Here is a 21,980-nt window from a genome sequence, read left to right as displayed (position 1 = left end):
CGAGGGCGGGAACGGGCATAGCGCCCGGCGTCCGGGTGGCGCATACTCAAGGTAATGAAACAGTCAGCCGGATCCCGGCGTCACCTGCCTTCCAGTCCCTTCAACCGCCCGGCCCAGGCGGCCCCACCGGTCGAATGCTTCGACGTGGGCGACCGGGTGTCGCACGACCAGTTCGGCCTCGGGCGCATTCTCGCTGTCGAGGGCGACAACGACGCAGTCCTGATCGACTTCGCCGGGCGTCAGGGGAGGATCCTCAGCCCGTACTCCAAGCTGACCAAGCTCTGAGAGTGCCAAGGACGTGTCGGACGGACATGTCCACGGGCACGAGCGGCCGTCCGCCGGAGGACACCCGGAACCGGGGCACCTGAGAGACACCAGGTGCCCCGGAAGCCGTTCCGGGGCCGCCTCCCCGCGCGCACGGGGCGACGGACGTGCCGGGGCGTACGGCTAGAGCGCCGCGGCCGCGGGCTTCACCATGCCGCGTACGGTGCGTGACTTCACGAACTCGCCCATGGCGGTCATCTCCCACTCGCCGGTGAACTGCTTGATCAGCTTGGCCATCATCACGCCGGTCTGCGGCTCCGTGCTGCTCAGGTCGAAGCGGACCAGCTCCTCGCCGGTGGCCGCGTCGAGCAGCCGGCAGTACGCCTTCGCCACCTCGGTGAACTTCTGGCCGGTGAAGGAGTTCACCGTGAAGACGAGACCCGTGGCCTCCGCAGGGATGCGGCCGAGGTCCACGACGATCACCTCGTCGTCCCCCGCGCCCTCGCCGGTGAGGTTGTCGCCGGAGTGCTTGATCGCGCCGTTGAGGATGGACAGCTTGCCGAAGTAGCAGCTGTCCAGGTGCTTGCGGTCGGGGCCGTACGCGATCACCGAGGCGTCCAGGTCGATGTCCTTGCCCCGGAACGCGGGCTCCCAGCCGAGGCCCATCTTGACCTGCGAGAGCAGCGGCCGGCCGCCCTTGACCAGCGAGACCGTCTGGTTCTTCTGGAGGCTGACCCGGCCCTTGTCGAGGTTGATCTTCCCGGAGGCCGCGGGAGCCGGCGCGGCGGCCGGGGGCGCGGGCGGCGCCGACGGCATCGGCGGTGCGATCCTCGGGTCCACGGGCGCGGCCTGCGGGTACGCCGGTGCGGCCGGGGGAGCCGTCTGCGGGTACGCCTGCGCGGCGGGGGCCGGGGGAGCGGGCTGGGCGGCGGGCTCCTCGACCGTCACGCCGAAGTCCGTGGCGATGCCCGCCAGGCCGTCGGCGTATCCCTGGCCGACCGCGCGGGCCTTCCAGGCGCCCTGGCGGCGGTAGATCTCGATGACCACGAGCGCCGTCTCGGTGCCCAGACGCGGCGGGGTGAACGTCGCGAGGGCGCTGCCGCTGTCGGCGTCGCGCACGGTGGCGGTGGGCTCGATGCCCTGGAAGGTCTGGCCCGCCGCGTCGGGGCTCGCGGTGACGACGATCTTCTCGATCCCCGGCGGCACCGCCCCGGTGTCGACCACGATCGAGTCCGGCGCCGTGCCGCCGCCGGAGCGGTAGGTCACTCCGGGGCCCGAGGGCTGGTTGTAGAAGATGAAGTCGTCGTCGGAGCGGACCTTGCCGTCGGCGGAGAGCAGCAGGCCCGAGACGTCGAGCCGCACCGGGGCGGCGACGTCCACCGCCACGCGGACGGCGGAGAGAGGGATGTTCGAGCCGGGGGTCATTGCGGTCATGACCGGGGTAACGAACGACCCGGCTTTGCCGTTCCCTTACCTTCCGTCCCTTCCGTGCCCTCCGCATCAGTACCCGCACGGGCGAGCGCGCCGGAGGGGGCCGCGCGCCCCCTCCGGGCGGGCCCGGGGTGTTCTCCGCCGGTCCGGAGGCTCAGTACGGCCAGATCGGCGGGTCGGTGACGAAGGGGCCGCCGACGTGCGTCTGGGCCGGGTCGGCCGGGTCCAGCTCGCCGAACTCGGCGACCAGCTTCTCCGCGAACCGCTCCGAGTCGTCCTCCGGCTCGTACCCGAGCGCCCGGGCGGTCGACAGGTCCCACCACAGCCGGGTGTTGGCGGAGGAGCCGTAGACCACCGTGTGGGCGACGTCCGGGGCGGTGAGCGCCGCGTGGAAGAGGCGGGCGCCGTCCTCGGGGCTCATCCAGACCGAGAGCATCCGCACCGACGTCGGCTCGCGGAAGCAGGAGCCGATGCGGACCGAGACGGTCTCGACGCCGTGCTTGTCCTGGTAGAGCTGGGCCAGGTCCTCGCCGAAGGACTTGGAGAGGCCGTAGAAGGTGTCGGGACGCCGGGGCGTGTCGACACCGATGAGCGGCTCACCGGCCGCCGGGGCGGGGGTCCAGCCGATCGCGTGGTTGGAGGAGGCGAACACGATCCGGCGCACGCCCTCCTCGCGGGCCGCCTCGTACAGGTTGTACGTGCCCTCGACGTTGGCGCGCAGGATCTTGTCGAAGGAGGCTTCCAGTGAGATGCCGGCGAGGTGGATGATCGCGTCGACGCCGCGTACGGCTTCGCGCAGCGCCTCCCGGTCGGCCAGGTCGGCCACGATCGCGTCCGGCTCGCCCTCGATCGGCACGAGGTCGAAGAGGCGCAGCTCGTATCCGTACGCCGGGAGCAGCTCGCGCATCAGCGTGCCGAGACCGCCGGCGGCTCCGGTGAGCAGAATCGTGCGGGGAGCGGGCAAACCGGGCACTGGGCCTCCTCGGCGCGGCGGGGAGTGCACCGCGACACGCCAGATTCATGGACGATATTCACATGCGTGGACAACGTAGGGAGGGGTGGCGGTGCGCGTCAAGGGGTGAGGGGCGCGTCGAACTCGCTTCGACCGTCACGGTTTCCGCCTTGACCGCCCCCGGGAAACTGCCTTAGCGTGACGTCGTTCATGAATATGGACATCAATCAGAATTGTGTACGCCCGGAACTCGCTCAGGGAGCGCCCGTGACCTCAGCCCCCCTCGCCGCCCGGCTCACCGCAGTCGCCGGGCCGCTCTTCTTCCCCGTCACCGCGTACGGCCCGGACGGGGACGTGGACCTCGCCGCGTTCCGCCGTCACGTCCGGGCGGGCATCGACGCCGGCGCGGCGGCGGTCTTCGCCTGCTGCGGCACCGGCGAGTTCCACGCGCTGACCCCCGCCGAGTTCGGGCGGGTCGTCGCCGCGGCGGTCGAGGAGACCGCCGGACAGGTACCCGTCGTCGCCGGGGCCGGCTACGGCACCGCCCTGGCGGTGGAGTACGCCAAGCTCGCCGAGGCGGCCGGTGCGGACGGGCTCCTCGCCATGCCCCCGTACCTCGTCGTCGCCGACCAGCGGGGGCTGCTCGCGCACTACACCGCGCTGGCCGCGGCGACGAGCCTGGAGACGATCGTCTACCAGCGCGACAACGCCGTCTTCACCCCCGAGACCGTCGTCGCCCTGGCCCGTACGCCCGGCATCATCGGCCTCAAGGACGGGGTCGGCGACCTGGACCTGATGCAGCGCATCGTCAGCGCCGTCCGCACCGCGCTGCCCGGCGGCGACTTCCTGTACTTCAACGGGCTGCCCACCGCCGAACTCACCGGTCTCGCCTACCGGGGCATCGGGGTCACGCTCTACTCCTCCGCCGTCTTCGCCTTCGCCCCCGACATCGCGCTCGCCTTCTACCGCGCGCTCGCATCGGGCGACGACGCGTTCGCCGACGCCCTGCTGGACCGGTTCTACCGGCCGCTGGTCGAACTGCGCGCCAAGGGGCGCGGCTACGCCGTCTCCCTGGTCAAGGCCGCCGTACGGCTCCAGGGGCTCGACGTCGGCGAGGTGCGCACCCCGCTCACCGAACCGCCCGCCGCGCACGTCAAGGAGCTCGCCCAGATCATCGACGACGGCCGGGCCCTGCTGGCGGAGCGAGCCGTGGGAGGCGGGGCGTGAAGTCCTCGGCGTTCCTCTACCCCTGGGACGTCGTCGGCGACCCGGACGCCGCCGCCCGCATCGCGGGACTCGGCGTCCATCAGGTGACCCTCGCCTCGGCGTACCACTCCACCCGGGCGCTCACCCCGCGTCACCCCGCGACCCGGATCGTCACCGCCTCGTACGCGGCGGTGCTCTACCCGCCGGACGAGAAGCGGTGGGCGGGGCGGGAGTTGGCGCCCAGGAGGCAGAACTGGACCCCGGGCGAGGACCCTTGGGCCGCCGCCGCCGAAGCGCTCGCCGACGCCGGTCTGGAGGTGCACAGCTGGGTCGTCCTCGCGCACAACTCCCGCCTCGGCGAGGAGTTCCCCGGGACGTCCGTGGTCAACGCCTACGGGGACCGCTATCCGTGGGCCCCGTGCATCGCCCGGCCCGAGGTCCGTGCCCACCTCGTCGACCTGGCCGCCGAGGCGGCCGCCCGGCCCGGCGCGCGCGGCACCGAGCTGGAGTCGTGCGGCTGGTACGGCTTCGCGCACCTGCACGGCCACGACAAGGTCCAGGGGGTGACGCTCGGCGAGGCGGCCCAGTACCTTATGTCGCTCTGCTTCTGCGCCGAATGCGCTGCCGGGTACGCCCGGCACGGGCTCGACCCGGACGGGCTGCGCGCCGCCGTGCGCCGCGCGCTGGAACCCGTCTGGACGGGGGCCGAACCCGCGGCCGGCTGGGCGGGAGTGGCGGAGCTGCTCGGCGCCGAGACGGCGGCGGCCACCCTCGGATGGCGCCGTGAGGTCGCCCACGGCCTCCAGGAGGCCGCCGTCGCCGCCGTACGGGAGGCCGCGGCCGGGGCGGCGGCCGGAGAGGGGCACGGGGAGGGCTTCCAGGTCCTGCTGCACGCGGACCCGGCGTTCCACCGGACCGGCGCCAACGTCGGCGTCGACCCCGGGCACATCCTCTCCGTCGCCGACGGCGTGGTGCTGCCGTGCACCGGCGGCGACACCGCCCGCGAGGCGGTCCTCGGACCCTTCGCGGACCACCGGGGCGTGCTCGCCGCCAACTTCGGCGTGGTCTCCGGCATGGGCGGCAGCCCCGCCACGCTGGAGCGCGACGCCGCCCACGCCGCGTCCCTGGGCGCCACCGAACTCCGGCTCTACCACGCCGGACTGGCCTCCGACTCCGACCTCGCGGCCGTCTCCGGCGCCCTGGGCCGCATCGCCGGATGAGCCGTACGAGCCGGATGAATGGCACGAGCCGTACTAACCGTACGAGTCGGATGAACCGGACACGCCGGGCGGGATGACGCCCGCCGGGGCATGAGACGGCCCGTACCGGATTCCGGTACGGGCCGCACCGGCTGCCCCGACACGACGACCGGCGGGAGACCTGACCTCCCGCCGGTCGTCGGCATGCCCGCAGCCGGACACGGCCCGGGGGTGCGCGCTGCCTGTACGCCCCGTACCGCGGGCGGCCCGTCTGCGTCCCGTCGCCCCGGCGGCACGAGCCGGCTCCGGCGCCCGCTCCCGCACCCGTCCGCGCCCCGTCGCCCCGGCGGCACGAGCCCGCTCCGACCTGCGCCGCAGCGTCCCGTGGACCACGTCCCGTTCAACGTCCGTGCCCGGCAAGCGGCATGGTGCTCGCGAAGTCGAGCGAACTTCTTCTGTCGGAAGCGTTGACGAAACATCGCGCCCGCTTTAGCTTCATCGCGTCGTACTTCGTACGTCATATATGAGACGCGATACGCGAGATGCGAGAGCCCTTCATGACTTTTGCGCCCACCCCGATCCCGTCCAGGACGCAGTTCGTGCTGGAGGCGATCAAGCACGCGATCCTGACGGCCCGGCTCCAGCCGGGGCAGGCGCTCGTGGAGACCGAACTCGCCGCGCGGTTCGGGGTGTCGAAGACGCCGGTACGCGAGGCGCTGAAGACGCTCGCCGGCACCGGCCTGGTGGTCATGAGCCAGTACAAGGGCGCCACCGTCCGGCTCGTGGACGCCGAGATGGCGCGCGAGATCTACGACGTACGGCTGCTGCTCGAACCCGAGGCGCTGCGCCGCACGATCACCTGCGGAGCCTCTCTCGACGCGGCCCAAGAGGCCCTGGAGCGTGCCGACTCGGCACCCGACAAGGCCGAACGCTCCCTCGCCAACCGGGACTTCCACCGCGCCCTGTACCTGCCGTGCGGCAACCCGCTGCTGGGCCGGATGCTCGACGAGGTCCGCGACCAGGCGGCGCTCGTCTCCACCGTGGCCTGGGCGAGCAACCCGTCCTGGGAGCACGAGGCGGCCGAGCACCGGGAGATCCTGCGGCTCGCGCTCGGCGCGGACGCCGCGGGCGCGGCGGCCGCTCTCCACGAACACATCGCGTCGTTCGTGCGCCGCGCCTTCCCCGACGGCACCGTCGCCGCCGACAAGGGCGGTCAGGCGTGAACCACATCGACGAAAGGCCAGTTGGCATGGACCTCATCCCGCTCAAGGCGGCCCTCGCCGACGTCGTGGCGATCCCCGTGACCCCGTTCGCGGAGGACGGGACGATCGACAAGGACACCCACCGGGCGCTGCTGCGGCGGCTCCTCGACGGCGGCGTCCGCATCGTCACGCCCAACGGAAACACCGGGGAGTTCTACGCGCTCACCCCGAAGGAGCGGCGGGCCGTCACCGAGCTGACCATCGACGAGGTGAGAGGCCGGGCCACCGTCCTGGTGGGCGTCGGGCACGACGTGCCCACCGCCGTCGCCGCCGCCGAGCACGCCCGGGACGCGGGTGCCGAACTGGTCATGGTGCACCAGCCGGTCCACCCGTACGTCTCCCAGGACGGCTGGGTCGACTACCACCGCGCGATCGCCGAGGCCGTTCCGGAGCTCGGGGTCGTCCCGTACATCCGCAACCCGCTGCTCGCCGGTGAGAAGCTCGCCGAACTCGCCGACCACTGCCCCAACGTGATCGGCGTCAAGTACGCCGTACCGGACGCCGCCCGCTTCGGCGCCTTCGCCCGGGACGCGGGACTGGACCGGTTCGTGTGGATCGCCGGCCTCGCCGAGCTGTACGCCCCCTCGTACTTCGCCACCGGCGCCACCGGCTTCACCTCCGGCCTCGTCAACGTCGCCCCCGCCGTCTCGCTCGGCATGCTGGAGGCGCTGCGGGCCGGCGACTACGCCGCCGCCATGAAGATCTGGGAGCGCATCCGCCGCTTCGAGGAGCTGCGCGCCGACCGGCAGTCCGCCAACAACGTCACCGTCGTCAAGGAGGCGCTCGCGGTCCTCGGCCTCTGCCGCCGCGACGTCCGCGCCCCCAGCCGGGTCCTGCCCGAGGCGCAGCGCGCCGAGGTCGCCGACCAGATCGCCGGGTGGTCCGTGTGAGCACCCGCATCGCTCCCGAGGAGCTCCGCAGCCACCAGTGGTACGGCACCGACGGACTCCGCTCGTTCAGCCACAAGGCGCGCACCCGGCAGCTGGGTTACCTCCCCGAGGAGCACCTCGGCAAGCCGGTGATCGCGATCCTCAACACCTGGTCCGACATCAACCCCTGCCACGTCCACCTCCGCGACCGGGCGCAGGCCGTCAAGCGCGGGGTGTGGCAGGCGGGCGGCTTCCCGCTCGAATTCCCCGTCTCCACGCTGTCGGAGACGTTCCAGAAGCCGACCCCGATGCTCTACCGCAACATGCTCGCCATGGAGACCGAGGAGCTGCTGCGCTCCTACCCGGTCGACGGGGCCGTGCTGATGGGCGGCTGTGACAAGTCGACGCCCGCGCTGCTGATGGGCGCGGCCTCCGTCGACCTGCCGGCCGTCTTCGTACCGGCCGGACCGATGCTGCCGGGCCACTGGCGCAACGAAGTCCTGGGCTCCGGCACCGACATGTGGAAGTACTGGGACGACAAGCGGGCCGGCATCATCGGCGACTGCGAGATGGCCGAACTGGAGAACGGGCTCGCCCGCTCCCCGGGCCACTGCATGACGATGGGCACCGCCTCCACCCTGACGGCCGCCGCCGAGGCGCTGGGCGTCACCGTCCCGGGCGCCTCCTCGATCCCCGCCGTCGACTCCGGCCACGACCGGATGGCCGCGCAGTCCGGTCTCCGTATCGTCGAACTGGTGTGGCAGCAACGAACGTTGTCGCAGATCCTCACCCCGGAGGCGTACGAGGACGCCGTCGCCACCGTCCTCGCGCTCGGCGGCTCCACCAACGCCGTCATCCACCTCATCGCGATGGCCGGCCGCTCCGGCATCAAGCTCTCCCTCGACGACTTCGACCGCATCGCCCGCACCGTGCCGGTGCTCGCCAACCTCCGTCCCGGCGGCAAGTACCTCATGGAGGACTTCCACTTCGCGGGCGGGCTCCCCGGCTTCCTCTCCCGGCTCACCGACGTCCTCCACCTGGACCGGCCCACCGTCACCCACGACACCCTGCGCGAACAGCTCGACGGGGCGCTCGTCCACGACGACGACGTCATCCGGGACCGCGACAAGCCGCTCGCCGACGAAGGCGGGGTCGCGGTGCTCCGCGGCAACCTCTGCCCGGACGGCGCGGTCATCAAGCACATCGCCGCCGAACAGCACCTGCTCCGCCACACCGGCCCCGCCGTCGTCTTCGACGACTACCGGGAGATGCAGCGCACCATCAACGACCCGGCCCTGGCCATCACCCCGGACCATGTGCTGGTGCTCCGCAACGCCGGCCCCAAGGGCGGCCCCGGGATGCCCGAGTACGGCATGCTGCCGATCCCGGACTACCTGCTGAAGCAGGGGGTGCGCGACATGGTGCGGATCTCCGACGCCCGGATGAGCGGCACGAGTTACGGGGCCTGCGTGCTGCACATCGCGCCCGAGTCGTTCGTCGGCGGCCCGCTCGCCCTCGTCCGCACCGGCGACCCCATCACCCTGGACGTGGCGGCCCGCCGCCTCAGTCTCGACATCGACGACGAGGAACTGGAGCGCCGCCGCGCCGCCTGGACCCCGCCGCCCGCCCGGTACGGCCGCGGCTACGGCGCGCTGTACCAGGACCAGATCACGCAGGCCGACACCGGCTGCGACTTCGCCTTCCTGGCCCGCGAGGGCGACGTACCCGACCCGTACGCCGGCTGACACCGGCGCCGCAGCACCCCGGCGCACCCCCTCCTTCCGAGAAGCCCTCCGGGGCCTCGCACGGCAAGGAGAAAGCGCTTGCAGCAGGACCGCACCACGACCGGAAACACGAGAGAACGGAGAGGTGTCATGGCACAAGCTGCCGCCGTGGCCAAACCGCCCAAGGTGCCCAGGCGCCGTTCGGCGAACCCCCGCAAACTGCCCTATCTGCTGATCGCGCCCGCCGGTCTGCTGATGGTGGGGTTCATCGCCTATCCGGTCATCAGCGTCTTCTACTACAGCCTGCAGAACTACAACGTCACCAAGCCCTGGCGGAACGGCTTCGCCGGCCTGGACAACTACACCAGGATCTTCACCGACGACGACCAGTTCTGGACCACCCTCGGCTTCAGCGCCCAGTGGGTCGTCACCCAGGTCAGCCTCCAGCTCGTGCTGGGCCTCGCCCTGGCGCTGATCGTCAACCAGTCCTTCATCGGCCGCGGCATCTCCCGCGCGATGGTCTTCTCGCCCTGGGCCGTCTCCGGCGTGCTGACCAGCACCATCTGGATCCTGCTCTACAACTCCTCGACAGGGTTCAGCCGTTACCTCGCGGACGCAGGCATCGGCGACTACGGCACCTCGGTCCTCTCCGACACCGGGACCGTCTTCTGGGCCGCCACCGTCTCCGAACTCTGGCGCGGTGTCCCCTTCTTCGCCATCCTCATCCTCGCCGACCTCCAGTCCGTCTCCAAGGAGCTCTACGAGGCGGCCTCGGTGGACGGCGCCGGACGGTTCCGGCAGTTCTTCCACATCACCCTGCCGCACCTGCGGGACGCGATCGTCCTCTCCACACTGCTCCGCGCGGTCTGGGAGTTCAACAACGTGGACCTGCTGTACACCCTCACGGGCGGCGGACCGGCGGGCGTGACCACCACGCTCCCGCTCTACGTCGCCAACACCGGCATCGACGGACACGACTTCGGCTACGCGTCCGCGCTGACCACCGTCGCCTTCGTCATCCTGCTCTTCTGCTCGATCGTCTATCTGCGCCTGAGCAAGTTCGGAGGCGACCACAAATGACTGCCGCACTCGCCGAGAAGACCGGCACCACCCCGCCTCCGGTCGCCGACGTGCCGCCGCCGGCCGGCAACCGCCGCCGCGGACGCGAGCGTTCTTACGACGACGTCCCGCGCTGGCAGATCTACGTGCCCCTCGGCATCTACCTGCTCTTCACGCTCATCCCGTTCTACTGGATGCTCCTCTTCGCGGTCCGCCCCGCGGGCTCCACCTCGCTGGTGCCCTGGCCGATGACCGGCGAGCACTTCGAGAAGGTCTGGACGGAACGCAGCTTCGCCGTCTTCTTCCAGAACAGCATGATCGTCGGCATCGCCACCCTGATCGCCACCACCCTGGTCGCCCTGGCCGGCGGATACGCCCTGGCCCGCTTCGACTTCAAGATCAAGGGCGCCTTCATGCTGGCGCTGCTCTGCTCGCAGTTCATCCCGGGCGCGCTGATGCTCGTACCGCTCTTCGAGATCTTCAAGAACCTCCAGATGATCAACTCGCTGGGCAGCGTGGTCATCGCGGAGACCGTCTTCCAGCTCCCCCTGTCGATCATCCTCATCAGCGGGTTCATCAAGAACGTGCCCGTCACGCTGGAAGAGGCCGCCTGGGTGGACGGATGCTCGCGCTTCCGCGCCTTCTGCGCCGTCGTCCTCCCGCTGCTGCGGCCCGGGCTGATCGCCGTCGGCTCCTTCGCCTTCGTGCACAGCTGGAACCACTTCCTGTTCGCCCTGATGTTCCTCAGCGAGCAGGACAAGCAGACGATCCCGGTCGGCCTGAACACCCTCATCGGCGCGGACAGCGTCGACCTGGGCGCGCTGGCCGCGGGCGGAGTCATCGCCGCGGTCCCCGTGGTGATCGTCTTCGCCTTCATCCAGAAGTGGCTGATCACCGGCTTCAGCGCCGGTGCGGTGAAGGGCTGACCCGCGATGACCACCCCCCTCCCCATCGTCCTCGCCGGCGCCAGGGGCCACGGCCGCTGGCACCTCGCCAACATCGAACGCCTCCAGCACCAGGGCGTCTTCCGGCTCGCCGGGATCTGCGAGCTCGACCCCCTGACCGACGCCGAGCTCGGCGCCTTCGCCGGTCAGCACGTGCAGCAGTCCTCCGACTTCGGGGCGCTGCTCGACGCCACCGGCGCCCGCGTGGCCGTCGTCTGCACCCCGATCCCGACCCACACCGACCTCGCCCTGACCGCCGCCCGGCGCGGCGTCCACCTCCTCCTGGAGAAGCCCCCGGCGGCCACCTTCGCCGACTTCACCCGGATGAGCGACGGCGTACGGGAGGCGGGCACCGCCTGCCAGATCGGCTTCCAGTCCTTCGGCTCGCACGCCGTGCCCGCCATCCGCGAACTCGTCGCGGACGGCGCCATCGGATCGGTCCGGGGCATCGGCGCGGCCGGCGCCTGGGTGCGCGAGGAGGCCTACTACCGGCGCGCGCCCTGGGCCGGGCGCCGCCGGCTCGGCGGCGCCGACGTGGTCGACGGAGTCCTCACCAACCCCCTCGCCCACGCCGTCGCCACCGCCCTCGAACTCGCGGACCGTGGCACCGCCGCCGACGTCGCCGACATCGAGACCGAGCTCTTCCGGGCCCACGACATCGAGGCCGACGACACCAGCAGCCTCCGCGTCACCACCACCGACGGCCTGAAGGTGGCGGTCTGCGTCACCCTCTGCGCCGAACGCGCCGCCGAGCCGTACGTCGTCGTCCACGGCGACCGGGGCCGGATCACCTTCTGGTACAAGCAGGACCGGGTCCTCCTCCAGCGCGCCGGACACGGCCCCGAGGAGACCGTGCACGGCCGCACCGACCTGCTGGAGAACCTCGCCGCCCACCTCGACCACGGCACCCCCCTCCTGGTCCCCCCGCACCGCACCGGCGCCTTCATGCGCGTGGTCGAGGCGGTACGCACCGGAGCCGAGCCCACCGCGCTGCCCGCCGACGCCTGGTACGGCGAACCCGCCACCCAGGGACCCCGGCGCGTGGTCAAGGGCATCGACGCCGTGGTCGACGCGGGCGCCGACGCCCTCGCCCTCTTCTCCGAACTCGGCGTCCCCTGGGCCCGCTCCCGCGAGGTGAGCGCCTCGTGACCACGCTGCGCCTCAGCTGTGCGGGCCGCCCCGTGGGCCGCTACGGCTACCACCCCGACGTCCACGACGGCCGCCCCTACCTGCACCCCGTCACCACCCTCGGGGGAACCCCCGTCACCGAGGAGCGCCCCGCCGACCACCTGCACCACCTCGGCGCCTCGGTCGCCGTGCCCGACGTCGCCGGGTACAACTTCTGGGGCGGGCGCACCTTCGTCCGCGGCCAGGGCCCCACCGTCCTCGACAACCACGGGGTGCAGCGCCACCTCGGGTGGAAGCTCCGCGACCCGGACGGCTTCGTGGAGGAGCTCGGCTGGGAGGCCGGCGGCGCCGAACTGCTGCGCGAGCACCGCACGGTGGCCGTCGTCCCGCTGACCGACACCGCCTGGGCGCTGGACTTCTCCTTCTCCCTCACCAACCGCAGCCGCACCGCCCTGTCCATCGGCAGCCCCGCCACCAACGGCCGCCCCGGCGCCGGGTACGGCGGCTTCTTCTGGCGGGCCCCCAAGGAGGAGCGGGCACCCGAGGTGTTCAGCGCCACCCTCGAGGGCGAGGCGGCGGTGCACGGCGCCCGGGCCGACTGGCTGGCCCTCGCCGGCGACAGCTGGACCCTCGTCTTCGCCGGGGCGACCGGGGAGACCCGGCGCGACCCGTGGTTCGTCCGCACCGCGGAGTACCCGGGCGTCGGCTCCTCCCTCGCGGCCGAGGACCGGCTGCCGGTGGCGCCCGGCGCGACCGTCGTACGGCGGGTCGTGACCGTCGTCGCGGACGGGACGCTCGGCCGCGACGAGGCGGCGGCCCTCGTCCGCAAGGTGGTGACGGCATGAGCCCGAGGCCCTGGACCGCCGACCTCGGCGACGGCACCTACCGCAACCCCGTGCTCAACGCCGACTGGTCCGACCCGGACCTGGTGCGCGTCGGCGACGACTACTACCTCACCGCGTCCAGCTTCGGCCGCGCCCCCGGACTGCCGCTGCTGCACTCCCGGGACCTGGTCAACTGGTCCCTGATCGGACACGCCCTCGACACCCTGGAACCGGCCGCCGACTTCGCGGCTCCGCGCCACGACCGTGGCGTCTGGGCACCCTCGATCCGCCACCACGCGGGCCGGTTCTGGATCTTCTGGGGCGACCCCGACCACGGCATCCAGCAGATCAACGCCGAGGACGTACGCGGCCCGTGGAGCGCTCCGCACCTGGTGAAGGCGGGCAAGGGCCTGATCGACGCCTGCCCGCTCTGGGACGAGGAGACCGGCGAGGCCTACCTCGTGCACGCCTGGGCGAAATCCCGCTCCGGGATCAAGAACCGGCTGACCGGCCACCGGATGAGCGCCGACGGCCGCGAACTCCTCGACGAGGGGGCGACGTTGATCGACGGGGACCTGATCCCCGGCTGGTTCACCCTGGAGGGCCCCAAGGTCTACCGGCACGAGGGCGAGTTCTGGATCCTCGCCCCGGCCGGCGGGGTGACCACGGGCTGGCAGGGCGCGTTCCGGTCGAAGGACTTCTTCGGCCCGTACGAGGAACGCGTCGTCCTGGCCCAGGGCCGCACCGCCGTCAACGGCCCCCACCAGGGCGGCTGGGTCCGCACCCCGGCGGGCGAGGACTGGTTCCTGCACTTCCAGGAGCGGGGCGCGTACGGCAGGGTCGTCCACCTCCAGCCGATGCGCTGGGACGAGGAGGGCTGGCCGGTCCTCGGCGACGAGGGCGAACCCGTCCTCACGCACGCCAAGCCGATCGCGCCCCAACAGCCCGTGGGTGCACCGGCGTTCGCCGACGGCTTCCCCGGAGGCCGCTACGGCCGGCAGTGGCAGTGGACCGCCAACCCGCGGGCCGGCTGGACCGTCGAGCACGCCGGGGACGGACTGCGCCTCGCCTGCGTCCGCACCCCGCACGCGCACGACCTGCGGACCCTGGCGAACGTACTCGTGCAGCGGCTGCCCGCCGAGGAGTTCACCGTGGAGGTGGAGCTCGCCCTCGGCAGCGAGGTACCCGGAGCCAAGGCCGGACTCGCCGTACTCGGCGACGCGTTCAGCTGGATCGGCCTCGAACGCGGTGAGGACGGTTCGGTCTCGCTCGTGCACCGGTACGCCGAGAGCGTCGCCGAACACGAACGGGACGCCGCACCGGGCCGCCCCGCGCCCGAGGGGCGGGTCCGGCTCCGCGTCGAGGTGAGCGCCGGAGCCCGCTGCCGCTTCCACGCCGACACCGGGGACGGCTTCCGCGCCTCCGGCCAGGTCTTCGCAGCCGAACCGTGGCGCTGGGTCGGCGCACTGCTCGGCCTCTTCGCCACCGCCCCCGCCGGTACGGGCCCCGCGGGCACCGCCGAGTTCACCGCCTTCGGGACCCCCACGCCGCCCGCCTGAACCGCACCACCCCGCTCCACCCGAGGAACCCGCGCCACCGCCCGTACGCGCACCGTCGCGCGTACGGGCACCACCGGACACCGGTCGCCCCGCACCACCGCACGTCACGCACCTTCGCACCGGCACCTCGCACGTCACGCACGGCCGCACCGCCCGCACCGCCGCACGTCACGCACTGCCCGCACGGCCACACCTGCACCACACGCACGGAACGCCGCACCGCAGCACGGACACATCTGCACCGCACGTATGGGAGCCGCAATGACGCACCTCCGTACCTCGCGCACCCGGGGAAGCACGCTCGCCGCTGTGCTCGCCCTGGCCGGGGCCTTCCTCCTGCCGGCGAGCCCGGCCGCCGCGGCGGCCCCCGCCTCCGCACCGGCCGGCGCGGGACCCGCCGCCCAGCACGGCGCCTGGTCCGACACCCCGCACGGGTTCGCCTCCCTGGCGGGCGGGACCACCGGAGGGGCGGGCGGCCCGGTCGTCACCGTCACCACCCCCGCCGATCTGGCGACGTACGCGGGTGCCGAGGGGCCTTACACCATCAGGGTCGCCGGCTCACTGGCCGTGGAACCCTTCGGCCACGACATCGACGTGACCTCGGACAAGACCATCGTCGGCGTCGGGGACACCGCCGAGATCGTCCACGGCGAACTCCATCTGAACCCCGGCACCCACAACGTGATCATCCGCAACCTCACCATCCGCGACTCGTACATCGAGGGCGACTGGGACGGGAAGACCACGGACTTCGACGCCATCCAGATGGACACCGCCGACCACGTCTGGATCGACCACAACCGCTTCACGCACATGGGCGACGGGCTGCTCGACATCCGCAAGGACAGCCGGTACATCACCGTCTCGTACAACCAGTTCGCCGACCACAACAAGGCGTTCGGGATCGGCTGGACGACGAACGTCACCACCGAGATCACCATCGACCACAACTGGTTCACCGGCACCAAGCAGCGCAACCCCTCGGCGGACAACTGCGCCTACGCCCACCTCTACAACAACTACGTCTCCGCGCAGGTCGCGGACGGCGACCCGGTGTGGACGTACGGCAACTGGGCGCGCGGCGCCACGAAGATGGTCATCGAGAACAGCTACTACAGGGACGTCCAGCACCCGTACCAGGCCGACGCCACCGCCCAGCTCGTGCAGCGCGGCTCGATCCTGAAGCACACCACGGGCCGTACCGACGCCTGGGGCGCGGCCTTCGACCCGCACGCCTTCTACCCGTACCGGCTGGACCGCGCCGCCGACGTGCCGGGGATCGTCACCCGCGACTCCGGCCCGCAGAAGGACATCGGTACCGACACCGTGCTGCGGGTCCCCGCCGACTACGCCACCGTGCAGGCGGCCGTCGACGCCGTGCCGCAGGGCAACGACGGCCGGATCACCGTGCGCCTGGCGCCCGGCACCTACCGGGAGCACGTCCGCATCGGCAAGAACCAGCCGTACGTCTCCCTCGTCGGCACCGGCAAGCGCCGCTCCGACACCCTGATCGTCTTCGACACCCCGCAGGGCGAACTCAAGCCGGACGGCACCACCCAGGGTTCCACCGGCAGCGCCACCGTCCTGGTGGAGGGCCACGACTTCACGGCCGAGAACCTCACCTTCTCCAACGACTTCGACGAGGCCGCCGTGGAGATCAGCGGCGAGCAGGCGCTCGCCGTGAAGACCACCGGCGACCGCCTGACCTTCGAGAACACCGCGTTCCTCGGCAACCAGGACACCCTGATGACCGACACCCCGGCGCTCACCCAGAAGGCCCGCGTCTACCTCACCGGCTCGTACGTCGAGGGCGACGTCGACTTCATCTACGGCCGCGCCACCACCGTCGTCGAGAACTCCGTGATCAAGGCGCTCAGCCGCGGCTCGGACACCAACAACGGCTACATCACGGCCGCTTCGACCTGGAAGGAGAACCCGTACGGCATCCTGATCACCCGCAGCCGGATCATCAGCGACGCCCCTCGGGACACCTTCCACCTCGGCCGCCCCTGGCACCCGAGCGGCAACCCGGACGCGATCGGCCAGGTGCTGATCCGCGAGACCTCGCTGCCCGCCGCCGTCAAGGCGAGCCCCTGGTCCGACATGAGCGGCTTCTCCTGGCGGGAAGCCCGGTTCAGCGAGTACCGGACCCACGGTCCCGGCGCCGCCGCCACCACGGACCGCCCCCAGATGTCCCCGGCCGACGCCGCGCTCCACGAGGTGGGCGACTACCTCGCGGGCGACGACGGCTGGGCACCGCACCGCCGGCGCTGACGCCCCCCACCTGCACGGCGTACACGGCACACCCGTACCCACCCACAGAGAAGAGCAGAACCATGACCATTTCCAAGAAGTACCGGGGGCGCGCCGCGGCAGCGGTCTCGCTGACCGCGATGCTCGCCCTGACGGCCACCGCCTGCGGCGACGACGGCAGCGGCTCCGGCACCGAGGGCAGCGGCAAGGGCGAGATCACCTTCTGGGACAACAACGGCGGCCCGCGCACCGCCATCTGGACCGAGATCATCAAGGATTTCGAGAAGGAGAACCCGGACATCAAGGTCAAGTACGTCCCGATCCCGATCGCCGACGTGCAGTCCAAGTACGACACCGCGATCGCCGGCGGCGGCCTGCCGGACGTGGGCGGCGTGGGCACCGCCTACCTCGCCAACATCGTCTCCCAGGAGGCGCTGGAGCCGGTCCAGGACCGGATCGAGGAGTCCTCGCTCAAGGGCAAGCTCGTCGAGGGCATGGTGGCGAGCGTCAAGGACGCCGGCGGCCGGGGCGACGACATGTACTCCGTGCCGACCTCCGCGAACAACGGAACCCTCTGGTACAGAACCGACCTGTTCCAGGCCGCGGGGCTGGAAGCCCCCTCCACCTGGGCGAAGTTCTACGACGCGGCCGACAAGCTGACCGACTCCAAGAACAACAAGTTCGGCTACACCATCCGGGGCGGGGCGGGCTCCATCGCCCAGGCCCTGGACGCCGCCTACGGCCAGTCCGGCATCACGGACTTCTGGAACGGCGACACGACGACGGTCAACGACCCGAAGAACGTCGCCGCGCTGGAGAAGTACGTCGGCCTGTTCAAGAAGGCGACGCCGTCCGCCGACGTCAACAACGACTTCACCAAGATGGTCGCGCAGTGGGACACCGGCACCATCGGGATGCTCAGCCACAACCTCGGTTCCTATCAGGACCACGTGAAGGCGCTCGGCGCGGACAAGTTCGCCGGCATCCCGAACCCGATCGGTGACAGCGGCACCCGCGTCCAGGTCTCCAACCCGGTCGACGGACTCGGCCTCTTCCGCAGCAGCAAGAACAAGACCGCCGCCTGGAAGTTCATCGAGTTCGCCGCCTCGCACGCCTCCAACAGCAAGTGGAACGAGTCGGCCGGCGCCATCCCCGCCAACACCGAGGCCGCGCAGGACCCGTGGATCACCGCCTCCGAGCCGACCGCGCTCGCGGCCAAGGCCCTCACCGACGGCTCCACCAAGATCGTGAACCTGCCCTACTACCTGCCCGACTGGAACAACATCAGCAAGGCCGACAACGAGCCGGAGTTCCAGAAGCTGCTGCTCGGCAAGGTCTCCGCGAAGGACTTCCTGGACAAGATCGCCAAGGAGCTGAACGCCGCCCAGAAGGAGTGGAAGGAACTGGGCAACGGCTGATCCACGCCCGCCCGTCCACACCCCACCACCCCGCATGCCGGGGCCGGCGGCGGCCCGGGACCACCCCCGCCGCCGGCCCTCTCCATCCCGTCCCCTCCATCCCGTCCAGTGAGGCAGGTACACCGTGTCACTCACCCGCAGACGGACGGCGGCCGCACTCGCGGCCCTGCCCCTGGCCCTCGCCGCCACTCCGGCGACGGCGAAGAGCGCCGGACGGCGCCCCCGCCCCCGCACCCTGCACATCGCCGGCGACTCGACGGCGGCCCAGAAGTACGCGGACGCGGCGCCCGAGACCGGCTGGGGCATGGCCCTGCCGTTCTTCCTCGGCCCCGGCCTGAGAGTCGCCAACCACGCGATGAACGGCCGCAGTTCGAAGAGCTTCATCGACGAGGGGCTGCTCGCCGCACTGCTCGTGGACGTCCGCGCCGGTGACTTCCTGCTCATCCAGTTCGGGCACAACGACGAGAAGACCACCGACCCGCTGCGCGGCACCGACCCCTGGACCACCTACCAGGACCACCTGCGGACGTACGTCACCCAGGCCCGCGCGCGCCACGCCCGGCCCGTCCTGCTCACCCCGATCGAGCGCCGCCGCTTCGCCGAGGACGGCACCGCCAAGCCGAGCCACGGCGAGTACCCGGCCGCCATGCGGGCACTGGCCGCCGAGGAACGCGTACCGCTGATCGACGCCCAGGCACTCACCCTGGCCCGCTGGCAGCAGCTGGGTCCGGACGCCACCCAGGACTACTTCAACTGGCAGGCGCCCGGGGAGTCCCCCAACTACCCGGACGGGGTGCAGGACAACACGCACCTCCAGCCGCGCGGTGCCGTCGACGTGGCCCGGACGACCGCCCGCGCCCTCCTGGACGCCCGCGTGCTCGCGCCCGGCGAGGTGCGCCGGCTCGACGCCCCCGTCCCCACCGAGTGGATCACCTGGCCGCAGCCATGACCCCCGATCTCCGCCCCACCGGACCACGGCACCACCCCCGGCACCGCCCGTCCCCCCACTCCGTCGCACTCCCCACCCCCATCCGTCGCACCGAACGAAGGAACCCCATGCCCGCACGCATGCGTCACATCCGTGCCATCACCGTGGTGATGGGCTGCGCCTCCCTCGCCCTCGCCGTGTCGCTGCCCGCCCAGGCCGCCTCCCGGCCGCACGCGAACCCGGTCGAGCGCGCCGTGCTCCCCGCCCACGACGGCTGGGCCGCCGCGGACGGCTCGACCACCGGCGGTTCGAAGGCCACCCGCGACCACGTCTACACGGTGACCAACCGTGCGGAGCTGATCGCGGCGTTCGAGGACGCCGGTGACGCGCCCAAGATCGTCAAGATCGCCGGGACCGTCCACGGCAACTCCGACGTCAACGGCACCCCCATCGGCTGCGAGGACTACTACACCGGCGGCTACACCCTGGAGAAGTACCTCGCCGCCTACGACCCGGCGGTCTGGGGCACCGACGCCGTGCCCAGCGGCCCGCTGGAGGACGCCCGCGCCGCCTCCGCCGCCCTCCAGGCGGCGGCCGTCAACGTCGAGGTCCCCTCGAACACCACCCTGATCGGCGTCGGCGACGACGCCACCGTCATCGGGGCCAGCCTCCAGATCAAGAACGTCTCGAACGTCATCGTCCGCAACCTGACCTTCGAGGACACCTACGACTGCTTCCCGCAGTGGGACCCGACCGACACCGACACCGGGGCCTGGAACTCCGAGTACGACAACCTCGTCGTCACCGGCTCCTCCCACGTCTGGGTCGACCACAACACCTTCAGCGACGGCGACCGCCCCGACTCGGCCCAGCCGCACTACTTCGGCACGGTCTACCAGCAGCACGACGGGCTCTTCGACATCGTGCGCGGCGCGGACCTGGTCACCGTCTCGTGGAACGTCCTCAAGGACCACGACAAGACGATGCTCATCGGCAACAGCGACAGCGCGGGCGCGACCGACCGGGGCAAGCTCCGGGTGACCCTGCACCACAACCTCTTCCAGGACGTGAAGGAGCGCGCTCCGCGCGTCCGCTTCGGCCAGGTCGACTCGTACAACAACCACTTCGTGGCCACGGCCGGCAGCCCGTACGGCTACACCTACGGCATCGGCATCGAGTCCCAGCTCGTCGCCGAGCACAACGCGTTCACCCTTCCCGCGGGCTACGACCCGGCGCTCATCCTGAAGAAGTGGAAGGAGTCGCCGCTCACGGCGGGCGACAACTACGTCAACGGCAGGAAGACCGACCTGATCGCCGTCCACAACGCGGGCGTCCCCGCCGAGCAGCTCGCCTCGGGCGCCGGCTGGACCCCCGTCCTGCGGACCAAGGTCGACTCGCCGCGCGCCGTTCCCGCGCTCGTGGACCGCCAGGCCGGAGCCGGCGGCCACTGCTGACCCCGTCCCTCCGGGGCTGCCGGCCGTCTGCCGACTGCTGGTCGCCCCGGGCGGGACCTCCACCGGCGGGAGAGCGTGCGGACTGTGCGGGTCCGCGCCCTCTCCCGCTGCGGTTTTCTGGCCTGCTCCCGGCCCGCGTCCGCTCAGCCGGCGGGCGAGAACGTCCCGCCGCTCGCCGACACGCCGGTGTCGAAGGTGCTGTGCACGGTGAAGTCGTCGCGGCTCGCGTCCCGTTCGCCCTCCGCGTGGTTGTACTGCCCCGCGAAGGTGAGGGTGGTCGCCGGGGCGGTACGGCCCGGCAGCAGGGTCCAGCGGAACACGAGGAAGCCACCCTCCTCGCCGATGGAGAGCGTGTAGTCCTCCTTGTGGCCGGACGTCCACGCGTCCGTCTTGGTCACCCCGCCGGTCAGCGCGACCCGCAGCTCCACCGTGAGGGAGGTGAGCGGCCGGGTCGCGGTCACCAGTACGTCGCTCTGCGCCCAGTACGCGTTGGACCCGGGGTCCACCATGCCCCGGGTGGACACCGGGCCGTTCGCCGCCGGGAGTTGGGCGCCGCGCTCCCCGGAGAGGGCGGGCGCCGTCCCCGTACGGCTCGGCGAAGCCGCCACCGGCTGCCCGGAACCGCCGTCGCGGGCCGTCCAGGCGACGGCGAGCGGGACCGCCACGAGGACCCCGCAGACCGCTGCCGCGGCCGCCGCGATCCGCAGCCTGGGCATCGGCGCGCGCGGCGGGCGTGCCACGCGTCCGGGCGGCGGGTCCTGCGTCATCCCGCGCTCGATCCGCGCCCACATCCGCTCGCGGTCCGGGCGATGCTCCAGCGCCGCACCGCGCAGACGCTCCCGCAGCTCCTCGTCCATCAATGCCTTCCTCCGCCGGGCTGCCCCGCCACGGCCACCCGTGCCGGAGCCGGGCCCGTCTCGGGGCCGAGCAGCCGCTGCAACTCCGCCAAGCCCCGGGAGGTCTGGCTCTTGACCGTACCGACCGATATCCCGAGGACCAACGACGTGTCCCGCTCGGACAGGTCGAACGCGTGCCGCAGCACGACGCAGGCCCGCTTCCTGAACGGCAGCTTACGCAGGGCCTCTTGGACGTCCACCACGGTCGGTACGTCGGGGGCGTCGACGGCGAACCCGTCGCCCGCCCCGGAGCGCGGTGCCCAGAACAGCGCGATCCTGCGGCGCTCGCGCACCGCGCCCCGGATCCGGGTCCGCGCCAGGTTGGCGACGACCCCGCGCGCGTACGCGACGGGATGATCGGCCTCCCTCATCCGGTCCCAGCGGTGCCAGAGAGCCATCAGGGCGTCGGCGGCCAGATCATCGGCCGCATCCGCCTCGCCTGTCAACAGGTGTGCGAGACGGGCCAGTTCGGCATAGTGCGCCTCGAAGAACTGATGGAACTCGGCGGCAGCGGCAGCGTCGACCACAGTGCCCACGGGTACCTCTCCCTGCTCTCGAATCCCTGTACGCGAACCGCGGTGGCTGTGTACGTTCCCTCAGCGGCACCCAG

At 71.9% G+C, this 21,980-nt stretch carries 19 protein-coding genes; 15 read left to right on the top strand and 4 right to left on the bottom strand.

Translation table 11 applies throughout. The features are described from left to right. Positions 1-54 precede the first annotated feature (54 nt). Complete coding sequence (locus OG599_RS07110) at positions 55-285, top strand: hypothetical protein (RefSeq protein WP_327175093.1); 231 nt, start codon at positions 55-57, stop codon at positions 283-285. Positions 286-447: 162 nt separating this feature from the next. Here the strand turns inward: OG599_RS07110 and OG599_RS07105 are convergent, their stop codons facing one another. Together OG599_RS07105 and OG599_RS07100 are read right to left on the bottom strand one after the other, a co-directional pair. Then, a complete protein-coding gene (locus OG599_RS07105) occupies positions 448-1,698 on the bottom strand; it encodes a TerD family protein (protein ID WP_327175092.1) in 1,251 nt (416 codons plus the stop codon). A gap of 151 nt (positions 1,699-1,849) precedes the next feature. After that, on the bottom strand, positions 1,850-2,659 hold the full coding sequence (locus OG599_RS07100; protein WP_327179951.1) for an NAD-dependent epimerase/dehydratase family protein: 810 nt from the start codon (positions 2,657-2,659) through the stop codon (positions 1,850-1,852). Positions 2,660-2,914: 255 nt separating this feature from the next. Between OG599_RS07100 and OG599_RS07095 the strand changes: the two genes are divergently transcribed. The 14 genes from OG599_RS07095 (at position 2,915) to OG599_RS07030 (ending at position 20,474) form a co-directional block, all read left to right on the top strand. After that, a complete protein-coding gene (locus OG599_RS07095; protein WP_327175091.1) occupies positions 2,915-3,874 on the top strand; it encodes a 5-dehydro-4-deoxyglucarate dehydratase in 960 nt (319 codons plus the stop codon). Further along, a complete protein-coding gene (locus OG599_RS07090) occupies positions 3,871-5,073 on the top strand; it encodes a hypothetical protein (protein ID WP_327175090.1) in 1,203 nt (400 codons plus the stop codon). Before OG599_RS07095 ends, OG599_RS07090 begins: the two co-directional genes overlap by 4 nt. Before the next feature lie 536 nt (positions 5,074-5,609). After that, on the top strand, positions 5,610-6,275 hold the full coding sequence (locus OG599_RS07085; protein ID WP_327175089.1) for a GntR family transcriptional regulator: 666 nt from the start codon (positions 5,610-5,612) through the stop codon (positions 6,273-6,275). Between the two features lie 26 nt (positions 6,276-6,301). Further along, positions 6,302-7,204 (top strand): dihydrodipicolinate synthase family protein, encoded by a 903-nt coding sequence (locus OG599_RS07080; protein ID WP_327179950.1) that lies wholly within the window; start codon positions 6,302-6,304, stop codon positions 7,202-7,204. After that, the gene (gene araD / locus OG599_RS07075; protein ID WP_327175088.1) at positions 7,201-8,928 is read left to right on the top strand and encodes an L-arabinonate dehydratase; all 1,728 of its coding nucleotides are present in this window, start codon (positions 7,201-7,203) and stop codon (positions 8,926-8,928) included. The genes OG599_RS07080 and araD overlap by 4 nt, the downstream gene beginning before the upstream one ends. Before the next feature lie 129 nt (positions 8,929-9,057). Beyond that, a complete protein-coding gene (locus OG599_RS07070; RefSeq protein ID WP_327175087.1) occupies positions 9,058-9,987 on the top strand; it encodes a carbohydrate ABC transporter permease in 930 nt (309 codons plus the stop codon). Further along, entirely contained in the window at positions 9,984-10,892 is a 909-nt protein-coding gene (locus tag OG599_RS07065; RefSeq protein ID WP_327175086.1) for a carbohydrate ABC transporter permease, read from the top strand. The genes OG599_RS07070 and OG599_RS07065 overlap by 4 nt, the downstream gene beginning before the upstream one ends. Before the next feature lie 6 nt (positions 10,893-10,898). Then, positions 10,899-12,059 carry a Gfo/Idh/MocA family protein gene (locus OG599_RS07060; RefSeq protein ID WP_327175085.1) on the top strand — a complete coding sequence of 387 codons (1,161 nt, stop codon included), beginning with the start codon at positions 10,899-10,901 and terminating at the stop codon, positions 12,057-12,059. Next, positions 12,056-12,883 carry a PmoA family protein gene (locus OG599_RS07055; protein WP_327175084.1) on the top strand — a complete coding sequence of 276 codons (828 nt, stop codon included), beginning with the start codon at positions 12,056-12,058 and terminating at the stop codon, positions 12,881-12,883. Before OG599_RS07060 ends, OG599_RS07055 begins: the two co-directional genes overlap by 4 nt. Continuing rightward, positions 12,880-14,421: a glycoside hydrolase family 43 protein gene (locus OG599_RS07050; RefSeq protein ID WP_327175083.1), complete on the top strand. Its 1,542-nt coding sequence runs from the start codon at positions 12,880-12,882 to the stop codon at positions 14,419-14,421. The genes OG599_RS07055 and OG599_RS07050 overlap by 4 nt, the downstream gene beginning before the upstream one ends. A 261-nt stretch (positions 14,422-14,682) precedes the next feature. Further along, entirely contained in the window at positions 14,683-16,695 is a 2,013-nt protein-coding gene (locus tag OG599_RS07045) for a pectinesterase family protein (RefSeq protein ID WP_327175082.1), read from the top strand. A gap of 62 nt (positions 16,696-16,757) precedes the next feature. Beyond that, positions 16,758-18,092 (top strand): ABC transporter substrate-binding protein, encoded by a 1,335-nt coding sequence (locus OG599_RS07040; protein ID WP_327175081.1) that lies wholly within the window; start codon positions 16,758-16,760, stop codon positions 18,090-18,092. A 124-nt stretch (positions 18,093-18,216) separates the two neighbouring features. After that, the gene (locus OG599_RS07035; RefSeq protein ID WP_327175080.1) at positions 18,217-19,041 is read left to right on the top strand and encodes a rhamnogalacturonan acetylesterase; all 825 of its coding nucleotides are present in this window, start codon (positions 18,217-18,219) and stop codon (positions 19,039-19,041) included. Positions 19,042-19,148: 107 nt separating this feature from the next. After that, on the top strand, positions 19,149-20,474 hold the full coding sequence (locus OG599_RS07030) for a pectate lyase family protein (protein ID WP_327175079.1): 1,326 nt from the start codon (positions 19,149-19,151) through the stop codon (positions 20,472-20,474). A gap of 143 nt (positions 20,475-20,617) precedes the next feature. On the opposite strand, the gene OG599_RS07025 is transcribed toward OG599_RS07030, so the two are convergent. Next, on the bottom strand, positions 20,618-21,331 hold the full coding sequence (locus OG599_RS07025; protein ID WP_327175078.1) for a hypothetical protein: 714 nt from the start codon (positions 21,329-21,331) through the stop codon (positions 20,618-20,620). Next, entirely contained in the window at positions 21,331-21,906 is a 576-nt protein-coding gene (locus OG599_RS07020; RefSeq protein ID WP_327175077.1) for a SigE family RNA polymerase sigma factor, read from the bottom strand. Before OG599_RS07020 ends, OG599_RS07025 begins: the two co-directional genes overlap by 1 nt. Positions 21,907-21,980 lie beyond the last annotated feature (74 nt).

The sequence above is a fragment of the Streptomyces sp. NBC_01335 genome, assembly GCF_035953295.1.
Classification (GTDB): Bacteria; Actinomycetota; Actinomycetes; order Streptomycetales; family Streptomycetaceae; genus Streptomyces.
This window is presented reverse-complemented; position numbering and strand designations above follow the sequence as displayed.